This is a genomic window from Streptomyces sp. 8L, assembly GCF_020176795.1.
GTDB lineage: Bacteria > Actinomycetota > Actinomycetes > Streptomycetales > Streptomycetaceae > Streptomyces.
Window position 1 is genome coordinate 1 of the sequence record NZ_JAIUKE010000434.1, and the last position, 10,489, is coordinate 10,489.

6 protein-coding genes and 1 pseudogene are annotated in these 10,489 nt (G+C 72.2%); 4 read left to right on the top strand and 3 right to left on the bottom strand.

The annotated features are described in order from the left end of the window. Window positions 1-122: 122 nt before the first annotated feature. The 4 genes and pseudogenes from LCE31_RS30015 to LCE31_RS30030 all read left to right on the top strand — a co-directional run. Window positions 123-1,055: pseudogene (locus LCE31_RS30015) on the top strand (FGGY-family carbohydrate kinase); the annotation flags it as partial. 289 nt (window positions 1,056-1,344) lie between these two features. Continuing rightward, window positions 1,345-3,078: an ABC transporter ATP-binding protein gene (locus LCE31_RS30020; protein WP_225019879.1), complete on the top strand. Its 1,734-nt coding sequence runs from the start codon at window positions 1,345-1,347 to the stop codon at window positions 3,076-3,078. Further along, a complete protein-coding gene (locus LCE31_RS30025) occupies window positions 3,078-5,009 on the top strand; it encodes an ABC transporter ATP-binding protein (RefSeq protein ID WP_225019881.1) in 1,932 nt (643 codons plus the stop codon). Before LCE31_RS30020 ends, LCE31_RS30025 begins: the two co-directional genes overlap by 1 nt. A gap of 215 nt (window positions 5,010-5,224) precedes the next feature. After that, entirely contained in the window at window positions 5,225-5,395 is a 171-nt protein-coding gene (locus LCE31_RS30030; protein ID WP_225019883.1) for a hypothetical protein, read from the top strand. Between the two features lie 180 nt (window positions 5,396-5,575). Here LCE31_RS30030 and LCE31_RS30035 read toward each other — a convergent pair whose 3' ends face one another. The 3 genes from LCE31_RS30035 to LCE31_RS30045 form a co-directional block, all read right to left on the bottom strand. Beyond that, the gene (locus tag LCE31_RS30035; protein WP_308042328.1) at window positions 5,576-6,673 is read right to left on the bottom strand and encodes an RNA polymerase sigma factor; all 1,098 of its coding nucleotides are present in this window, start codon (window positions 6,671-6,673) and stop codon (window positions 5,576-5,578) included. Between the two features lie 189 nt (window positions 6,674-6,862). Beyond that, window positions 6,863-8,779, bottom strand: coding sequence for a DNA primase (gene dnaG / locus LCE31_RS30040; RefSeq protein WP_225019885.1), 1,917 nt, complete (start codon window positions 8,777-8,779; stop codon window positions 6,863-6,865). 89 nt (window positions 8,780-8,868) lie between these two features. Next, window positions 8,869-10,140 (bottom strand): NAD(P)/FAD-dependent oxidoreductase, encoded by a 1,272-nt coding sequence (locus LCE31_RS30045; RefSeq protein WP_225019887.1) that lies wholly within the window; start codon window positions 10,138-10,140, stop codon window positions 8,869-8,871. Between the last annotated feature and the right edge of the window lie 349 nt (window positions 10,141-10,489).

The following is a 10,489-nucleotide window of genomic DNA, read 5'->3' on the forward strand; positions in this document are numbered from 1 at the left end:
CCGCCGCGCCCCCCCCCCCCCCCCGGCCCGCCCCCCCCGGCCCCGCCCGGCCCCCCCCCCCCGCGGGGGGGGGCCCCCCCGGGCGGGGGGGCCCGGGGGGGGGGGCGCGGGGGGCGCCGCCCGGCACCACCCCCGAGGGGCTGCTGATCTCGGCGGGCACCGGGGAGACGATGGCGGCGGCGTTCGGCCTGGGGCTGGTGCCGGGGGACGCGGTCGTGTCGCTGGGGGCCTCCGGGTCGGTGATGGCGGTGCACGGGACGGCGCTGGCCGACCAGTCGGGCACGATCACGTCGTTCGCGGACGCCACCGGCATGCACCTGCCGGTCGTGCACACCAGCAACGCGGTACGGGCGCTGCGCGGCACGGCGGAGCTGCTCGGCACGGAGGACCTCGCCGAGCTGTCGGCGCTCGCTCTCAAGTCGACGCCCGGTTCGTCCGGACTTGTCCTGTTGCCGTACCTGGAGGGCGAGCGGACCCCTCAACTGCCGCACACCGCCGGCACCCTGAGCGGGCTGCGCCGCGAGTCGATGCGGCCCGAGCACCTGGCGCGTGCCGCGTTCGAGGGCATGCTCTGCTCGCTCGCCGACGCGATGGACGTACTGCGTGAGCGGGGCGTGGAGGTCCGGCGGGTGTTCCTGCTCGGCGGCGCCGCCGAGCTGCCTGCCGTGCAGGCCATCGCGCCCCCGGTGTTCGGCGCGCAGGTGGTGGTGCCGCAGCCGGCGGAGTACGCGGCGCTCGGCGCGGCCCGGCAGGCGGCCTGGGCCCTCGGGGTCTCGCAGGGCACACTGTCGCCCTCGGCCCCGCCGGCCTGGCAGGGCGCGGCGACCCAGGTGTTCGAGCCGGGCGAGGAGCGGGGGGCCGGGTCGGCCGTACGGCAGCAGTACCGGGCCACGCGCGAGCAGATCCACCCCGGCGCGTTCGACGGACCGGGCTCGGTTCCGGGCGAGCAGGCCGGTACGGGCGCGACGGCCGGCGGCGCGGCCGGAGCGGGCGCGGGCGCGGACTTCGAGACGGGCGCCACGGGGCTCGGGCCCGGGGAGACGCCCCTGTCGTAGGGGCCACGGGGCGCGGGCCCGGCGGCCGACCCTTCCGCAGCGGGCCCGGGGCGCAGGCCCGGCGGGGGCGCCCTGCCCGCAGCACGCCCGCGGGGCGCCGGCCGGGCACGGCCCGGGGCGTTGTCATACCCCCGCCGTAGAGTTTTCCGTGTGCCCATCGCGACGCTCCGTACCTTGACCCGGCCTTGGCCATTCCGCAGGCGTTCTCACCGGAATTCCTTGGGAATCCGGGGCCCGGGTGCCGCAAGATGGGGGCGACCTCTGCCCGCCGACCCGGAGAGACCCCCGCGTGCTCCTACGACTTCTACGGACCCACCTCGCTCCGTACAGACGACCCCTCGGTCTGCTGGTGGTACTCCAGCTGCTCCAGACCGTCGCCACCCTCTACCTCCCCACGCTCAACGCCGACATCATCGACAACGGTGTCGTGACCGGTGATTCGGGCTACATCCTGGAGTTCGGCGGCATCATGCTCGCCGTCTCCGTCGGCCAGGTGCTCTGCAACATCGGCGCGGTCTACTTCGGCGCGCGCACGGCGTCGTCCGTCGGGCGCGACGTCCGCTCCGCCGTCTTCCACCGGGTGCAGAGCTTCTCGTCGCGTGAGGTGAGCCAGTTCGGCGCGCCCTCGTTGATCACGCGGACGACCAATGACGTGCAGCAGATACAGATGCTCACGCTCATGTCGTTCACGCTGATGGTGTCCGCGCCGATCATGTGTGTGGGCGGCATCGTCATGGCGCTCAGCCAGGACGTGCCGCTGTCGTCGATCCTGCTGGCCGTGGTGCCGGTGCTGGCGCTCGCGGTGAGCCTGATCGTGCGCCGGATGCGTCCGCTGTTCCGGCAGATGCAGAAGAAGCTGGACAACGTGAACCGGGTGCTGCGCGAGCAGATCACCGGCAACCGCGTGATCCGCGCCTTCGTCCGCGACGAGTACGAGCAGGGCCGGTTCAAGACCGCCAACCAGGACGTGGCCGCGCTCCAGCTGTCGACCGGCCGCCTGATGTCGCTGATGTTCCCGACGGTGATGACCGTGGTGAACCTCTCGTCGATCGCCGTGGTCTGGTTCGGCGCGCACCGCATCGACAGCGGCCACATGCAGATCGGCGCGCTGACGGCGTTCCTGTCGTACCTGATGCAGATCGTGATGGCCGTGATGATGGCCACGTTCATGTTCATCATGGTGCCGCGGGCCGAGGTGTGCGCGGAGCGCATCGAGGAGGTGCTGGACACCGACTCCAGCGTCGTGCCGCCGCCGAGCCCGGTGCGGGAGCTGCGGGCCCACGGCCATCTGGAGGTCAGGGATGTCGACTTCCGGTATCCGGGCGCCGAGGAGTCCGTGCTGAAGGCCGTGACGCTGGTCGCGCGGCCCGGTGAGACGACCGCGGTGATCGGCTCGACGGGCAGCGGCAAGTCCACGCTGCTCGCGCTCGTACCGCGGCTGATGGATGTGACGGACGGCCAGGTGCTGGTGGACGGGCAGGACGTGCGGGAGCTGGACGCGGCACTGCTGGCGAAGACGGTCAGCCTGGTGCCGCAGAAGCCGTACCTGTTCGCGGGGACGATCGCGACGAACCTGCGGTACGGCAACCCCGACGCGACCGACGAGGAGCTGTGGCACGCGCTGGAGGTGGCGCAGGCCAAGGACTTCGTGACGAAGCTGGAGGGCGGGCTGGACGCGCCCGTCGCCCAGGGCGGCACGAATGTGTCGGGCGGCCAGCGGCAGCGGCTCTCGATCGCGAGGACGCTGGTGCAGCGCCCTGAGATCTATCTGTTCGACGACTCGTTCTCCGCGCTCGACTACGCGACGGACGCGGCGCTGCGCGCGGCGCTGTCCCACGAGACGGCCGAGGCGACGGTGGTGATCGTCGCCCAGCGCGTGTCGACGATCAGGGACGCCGACCGGATCGTGGTGCTCGACGAGGGCCGCGTGGTCGGGACGGGCCACCACACGGAGCTGATGGCGTCCAACGAGACGTACCGGGAGATCGTGCTCTCCCAGCTGACCGAGGCGGAGGCGGCCTGATGAGCGGTGGAGGACCCGGACGCATGATGGCGGGCGCCGCGGCCACGCAGCGCTCCGCCGACTTCAAGGGATCGGCGAAACGCCTGCTCCGGAGGCTGACGCAGCACCGGCCCGCGCTGGTGGCGATGGTCGCGGCGGCCGTGGCGAGCGTGGCGCTCTCGGTGGAGGGGCCGAGGATTCTCGGCAAGGCCACGGACCTGATCTTCGCGGGTGTCATCGGCCACTCGATGCCGCGGGGCTCGACGAAGGCCCAGGCGATCGAAGGGCTGCGGGCCCACGGCCAGGGCTCGCTCGCCGACCTCCTGAAGGGGGTCGACTTCGTCCCGGGCCACGGCATCGACTTCGACAAGATCGGGACGACGCTGCTGGCCGCGCTGATCGTCTACCTGGCGGCGGGCCTGCTGATGCTGGTGTCGCAGCGGATGTCGATCCGGATCATCAACCGCACGGTGTACCGGATGCGCGAGGACATCCAGTTGAAGCTGGCGCGCCTGCCGCTGTCGTACTTCGACGGGCAGCGGCGGGGCGAGGTGCTCAGCCGTGCGACCAACGACGTGGACAACATCGCGCAGACGATGCAGCAGACGATGGGCCAGATGGTCAATTCGCTGCTGACGATCGTCGGCGTCATCGTGATGATGTTCTGGATCTCCTGGCTGCTGGCGCTCGTCGCGCTGGTGACGGTGCCGCTCTCGGTGCTCGTGGCGACGCGGGTCGGCAAGCGGTCGCAGCCGCAGTTCGTGCGGCAGTGGCAGGTCACCGGCCGGCTCAACGCGCACATCGAGGAGATGTACACGGGGCATTCGCTGGTCAAGACGTTCGGGCGGCAGGAGGAGTCGGCCGCCGCGTTCGAGGAGCAGAACGACCAGCTGTACGACGCGGCGTTCAAGGCGCAGTTCAACAGCGGCATCATGCAGCCGCTGATGATGTTCGTCTCGAACCTCAACTACGTGCTGGTGGCGGTCGTCGGCGGCCTCAGGGTCGCGTCGGGCGCGCTGTCGATCGGTGACGTGCAGGCGTTCATCCAGTACTCGCGGCAGTTCTCGCAGCCGCTGACGCAGGTCGCGTCGATGGCGAACCTCGTCCAGTCGGGCGTGGCGTCGGCCGAGCGGATCTTCGAGCTGCTGGACGCCGAGGAGCAGGAGCCCGACGGCCCCGAGCGGAAGATGCTCACGCCGCCGCGCGGCCGGGTCGCGCTGGAGAAGGTGGCGTTCCGGTACGACCCGGAGAAGCCGCTGATCGAGGACCTGTCGCTGGCGGTGGAGCCGGGGCAGACGGTCGCGATCGTCGGCCCGACGGGCGCGGGCAAGACCACGCTCGTCAACCTGCTGATGCGGTTCTACGAGGTGTCGGCCGGCCGGATCACGCTCGACGGCGTCGACGTGCGGGACCTGACCCGCGAGCAGCTGCGCGCCGGGATAGGCATGGTGCTCCAGGACACCTGGCTGTTCGGCGGGACGATAGCGGAGAACATCGCGTACGGGGCCTCGCGCGACGTGTCGCGGGAGGAGATCGAGGAGGCGGCGCGCGCCGCGCACGCGGACCGGTTCATCCGTACGCTGCCCGACGGCTACGACACGATGCTCGACGACGAGGGATCGGGCGTCAGCGCGGGCGAGAAGCAGCTGATCACCATCGCGCGGGCGTTCCTGTCCGACCCGGTGATCCTGGTGCTGGACGAGGCGACGAGCTCCGTGGACACCCGTACGGAGGTTCTGATCCAGAAGGCGATGGCGCGTCTCGCGCACGGCAGGACGAGCTTCGTGATCGCGCACCGGCTGTCCACGATCCGTGACGCGGACGTGATCCTCGTGATGGAGAACGGCTCGATCGTGGAGCAGGGCACGCACGAGGAGCTGCTGGCGGCGGACGGCGCGTACGCGCATCTCTACCAGGCACAGTTCGCCCAGGCCGTGGCCGAGGTCGACTGACCATCGCGGGGCCCGCCGGGCGCGCGGGCGCGGGCCTCGTCCGGCGGGGGCGCGGGCCCGGTCAGCGGGGTTACGGGGCGCGGCGGACACCGTCCGTCGTGTCCCGCCCACTGAGCGCCATCGTCCCGGACGCCTTTGCATGGCCGTCCGCTTTACGGGTATTCGGCGCTTAGAAGGAGCCGGACCACCGCACAGACCACCGAAAGGGGGCTCTCATGGCGGACACGTTCTACAAGCACGGAAGGCCGCAGCACCCCACGCTGCAGGAAGACCGGCCGCGAGGCGGCCCGGCCAAGGGCATCAAGCATCAGCGCAGCTGGTCCACCGGGGCCATCCTGCTCGTGATCCTGCTCTTGGTGATCGTGGGCATAGCGCTCTTCCCGTAGGAATCGTGTGGTTCCCGTGGGGCTCGTTGCCCCCGTAGGGCGCGCGGCGGAGTCCGTACGCGGTCCATACAACAGTCCCTACGCACAGCGGAAGCCCGCCTTCGGACCGGAGGGCGGGCTTTCGCACGTAGATAGAGGGGTGGCGAACCCCGTGCGCGGCGGCGCGGCGCCCCGCGCTCGTCAGTCGAGGTAGCCGCGGAGCTGGTCGGCGAGGGCGTGGTCGCGGAGCTTGCCGAGCGTGCGCGACTCGATCTGGCGGATGCGTTCGCGGGTCACGCCGAAGAGCCCGCCGATCTCCTCCAGCGTGCGCGGGCGGCCGTCGGTGAGCCCGTACCGGAGCTGGACGACCTTCCGCTCCCGCTCGCCCAGGGTGGAGAGCACCGCCTCCAGGTGCTCGCGCAGCAGCAGGAACGCGGCGGACTCCACCGGGGACGCGGCGTCGCCGTCCTCGATGAGGTCCGCCAGCGCGAGGTCTTCCTCCTCGCCGATCGGCGCGTACAGCGAGATGGGCTCCTGGGCGAGCCGCAGGACCTCGCCGACCCGCTCGGGCGCGAGGTCGAGTCGTGCCGCGACCTCGGCGTGCGTCGGTTCGTACCCCCGCTCCTGGAGCATCCCGCGCTGTACGCGGACCACCCGGTTGATCAGCTCGACCACGTGCACCGGCACGCGGATGGTGCGGCCCTGGTCGGCAAAGGCGCGGGACATGGCCTGGCGAATCCACCAGGTCGCGTACGTGGAGAACTTGTATCCGCGCGCGTAGTCGAACTTCTCGACGGCGCGGATCAGCCCGAGGTTGCCCTCCTGGATGAGGTCGAGCATGGTCAGGCCGCGGCCCACGTAGCGTTTGGCGACCGAGACGACGAGCCGCAGATTGGCCTCGATGAGGCGGCGCTTGCCGGCCCGGCCGAGCACGACGATCCGGTCGAGGTCGAGCGCGAGGTTCTCGTCCAGGTCGGGCACGGTGCTCAGCTTCTGCTCCGCGAACAGGCCGGCCTCGACGCGGCGGGCGAGTTCGACCTCCTCCGCCGCCGTGAGCAGCCGCACCCGGCCGATCTCGCGCAGGTACAGGCGCAGCAGGTCGGAGGAGGCGCCGCCGGTGCCCGGGTGCGCGGCCGGGCGGCGCTCCGGCGGTTCCGGCAGCTCGGAGACGCCGTACGACTCGTGGGCGGCCCGCGCCCGAGGCACTCCGGGCGCGGCGGGGATTCCGGGGATTCCGGGCCCCGCGGGGGTCCGCGGTGGGTGGGGTACGGCCGGGCCGGTGAGCGTCTGGGTCTGCACGAGGCGACCTCCAGCTGGTCGCTGCCGGGCTCGGAAGTACGCGGCAGCAGGAGTCCGCTTTCAGTGTGGCGTACGGCACATCGCCGCCACGAGGGGCGTGCGGGCACTTTCTGCCCGGCGCGGTCCGCAGCCCGCGCCGGGGCGCCCGCCCCCGGCCGGCCTGGGCCCGGGGGAAAGGCACGCGGGGCGCTACAGGGCGCCGACGCCGTGGTTGCGGAGGGCCTGGCCGTACTGCTGGAGGACCCACAGCTCGTTCTGCACGGCCGCGTACTGCTGCGGGTCACCGCCGTTGCCGAGGCGCGTCAGCGCGGACGTGGCGTCCTGGATACGGCGGTCGACGGCGCGGATGCGGACCTGGACGAGCTGGTGGCCCGCGTACAGCTCGTCGATGGACTTGCCGCGGAAGACCTCCACGGCCAGCTCCGTCACGAGCTTGCGCACGGTGTCGTCGGGCGCGGCCTCGCGCACCCGCGCCAGATAGTCCCTGACGTCGGCGCAGCCCTGCTCCGCGCCGCCCACCTCGTCGATGCACTCGCGCACCGCCGCGTAGGGCGGGGCCGTGAACTCGTCGCTCTCGTACGCGTCGAAGGCGGGCGTGACCAGTTCGGGGCGCTGGAGCGCCAGTTTCAGCAGCTCGCGCTCCGTCGCGTACACCGGATTGCGCAGGTACAGCGCGGGGCCCGAGGGGCTCCTGCGGGCCGCGGGCACGGGCCCCTCGGCAGCGCTCCGGCCCGGTGCCGTGCCGGGCCCCTGCGCGGGGCCCCGGCCGCCGCGGTCGCGGGCCCACTGCGCCTGCCGTCCGACGCGCTTGACCACGAACTCCGGATCGAGGATGCCCACCATGCCCGCCAGTTGCACGGCGACCTCGCGGCGGACCGTCGGGTTCTTGATCTTCGCGACGACGGGCGCGGCCTCGTCGAGCGCGGCGGCGCGGCCCGCCGGGACCTCCAGGTCGTAGCGGTTCACGATCTGGCGGATGGCGAACTCGAACAGCGGGGTGCGCGGCTCGACCAGGTCCTGGACGGCGTCGTCGCCCTTCGCGAGCCGCAGCTCGCAGGGGTCCATGCCGTCGGGCGCGATCGCGATGTACGTCTCGGCCGCGAACTTCTGGTCGTCCTCGAAGGCGCGCAGGGCGGCCTTCTGGCCGGCCGCGTCACCGTCGAAGGTGAAGATCACCCGGGCGCTGCCGTTGTCCATCAGCAGCCTGCGGAGGATCTTGATGTGGTCGCCGCCGAACGCCGTGCCGCAGGTCGCGATGGCGGTGGTGACCCCGGCGAGGTGGCAGGCCATCACGTCGGTGTAGCCCTCGACGACCACGGCCCTGCTCGCCTTGGCGATGTCCTTCTTGGCCAGATCGACGCCGTAGAGCACCTGGGACTTCTTGTAGATGGGCGTCTCGGGGGTGTTGAGGTACTTGGGGCCGTTGTCGTCCTCGCGCAGCCGGCGCGCGCCGAATCCGACGACATCTCCCGCGATGTCCCGGATGGGCCACATCAGCCGGCCGCGGAAGCGGTCGATCGGGCCGCGCCTGCCGTCCTGCGACAGGCCCGACATGATCAACTCCCGGTCGGTGAAGCCCCGTCCGCGCAGGAAGCGGGTGAGGTGGTCCCAGCCGACGGGGCTGTAGCCGACCTCGAAGTGCTCGGCGGCGGCCTGGTCGAAGCCGCGCTCGGCGAGGAACTTCCGGCCGATCTCGGCCTCGGGGGAGGCCAGCTGCTCCACGTAGAACCTGGCGGCGGCCACATGCGCCTCGACCAGGCGCGTACGCTCCCCGCGCTGGCTCGACGGGTTGTACCCGCCCTCCTCGTACCGCAGCGTGATGCCGGCGCGGGCCGCCAGGCGCTCGACCGTCTCGGAGAACGAGAGGTGGTCGATCTTCATCACGAAGGCGATGGTGTCCCCGCCCTCCTGGCAGCCGAAGCAGTGGAAGAGACCCTTGCTCGGACTGACCTGGAAGGACGGGGACTTCTCGTCGTGGAACGGGCACAGGCCCTTGAGGTTGCCGCCGCCCGCGTTGCGCAGCTGGAGGTACTCGGAAACGACGGCGTCGATCGGGACCGCGTCCCGTACCGCCTTCACGTCGTCATCGTTGATCCTGCCGGCCACGCGTGAATTCTACGGGGACGGACGGACACTCACGCGCCGGAGTGGGTACGCGCGCGGTCCCGCGGTTCGCCGGGAATCCGGGAGGGGGCTCAGCGGCCGATCCCGGCCAGCGGCACGGACGGGTCGGCGAGCGCGTCCCGGTCGGCCGCGGTGCCCGAGCGGATCAGGCGCTGGATGTCCTCGGTCACATCCCACACGTTGACGTTCATGCCCGCCAGGACCTTGCCGCCGCCCAGCCAGAACGCGATGAACTCGCGCTTGCCGGTGTCCCCGCGCACCACGACCTCGTCGTAGGTGCCGGGCGGGGCCCAGCCCGAGTACTCGAGGCCGAGGTCGTACTGGTCGGAGAAGAAGTACGGGACACGGTCGTATTCCACGTCCCGCCCGAGCATCGAGCGGGCGGCCGCCGGGCCCGCGTTCAGCGCGTTCGCCCAGTGCTCGACGCGCACCCTGCCGCCGGCCGCGGCGCCCCACGGGCACGGCACGGAAGCGACGTCGCCGGCCGCGTAGATGTCGGGGTCGGAGGTGCGCAGGGCGGCGTCCACCGCGATGCCGCCGCCCTCCTCCCGGCCGGCGAGCGCGAGCCCCGCGGCCTCGGCGAGGCCGACGCGGGGCGCGGCGCCGATCGCGGCGAGCACGTCGTGCGCCGGATGGTCCTCGCCGTCGTCGGTACGGGCCGACAGGACGACCCCGTCCTGCCCGACGATCTCCGTGAGCCGGGCGCCGAAGTGGAACCGGACGCCGTGCTCGGCGTGCAGGTCCGTGAAGAGCTGCCCGATCTCGGGGCCGAGGACCCGGTGCAGCGGGGTGGCCTCGCCCTCCACGACGGTGACCTCGGCCCCGTACGTGCGGGCGGCGGCGGCCACTTCGAGTCCGATCCAGCCGGCGCCCGCGATGACGATGTGCCCGTTGTCGCGGCCGAGGGACGAGAGGACCTGGCGCAGCCGCTCGGCGTGCGCGAGCCGGCGCAGGTGGTGCACGCCGGCGAGCCCGGTGCCGGGGATGTCGAGCCGGTGGGGCTCGGCGCCGGTCGCGAGCAGCAGCTTGTCGTACCGGACGGAGCTGCCGTCGCCGAGCTGGACGGCGTGGCCCTCCCGGTCGATGGCGGTGACCGTCTGGCCGAGGTGCAGCTCCACCTCCTGCTTGGCGTACCAGGCGGGCTCGTGGACGAAGACTCCGGCGCGCTCGTCCTTGCCCGCGAGGTAGCCCTTGGAGAGCGGGGGGCGCTCGTAGGGGTGGTCACGCTCGTCACCGATCAGGATCACTCGGCCGGTGAACCCCTCCGCGCGGAGGGCCTCCGCCGCTTTCGCCGCGGCGAGCCCGCCCCCGACGATGACGAATGTGCGATGTGCGTCGACCACTTGATGCCTCCTCGTAGTGCTGCCGCCACCTGCGAGCGTCCCGCACGGAGCGTGATGGCGGAAGAGGGGGTGCTCCACGGGTGTGTCTTGTGCCCCGTTGTCTCGCGGTATGCCGGATGGGGCCGGTTTCGTTCGAGCGTGTCCTGCGGTGCGGTGTCGTTGAGTCGATCTTGCCGCATGGCGGGGGGCGGGTGCGGAGGCGGGGCGGCCGCCGGGCGCGGCGGTGGTGCCCGTCGGCCCCGGTGCGTCGGACCCGGGGGGTGTGCCTGCCGGGCGGGGTGGTGACCGTCACGCCTGGTGTGACGGTCGAGGCTGCCGTTTCGTTGTGACGCCCCCCGCGTCACCTGTC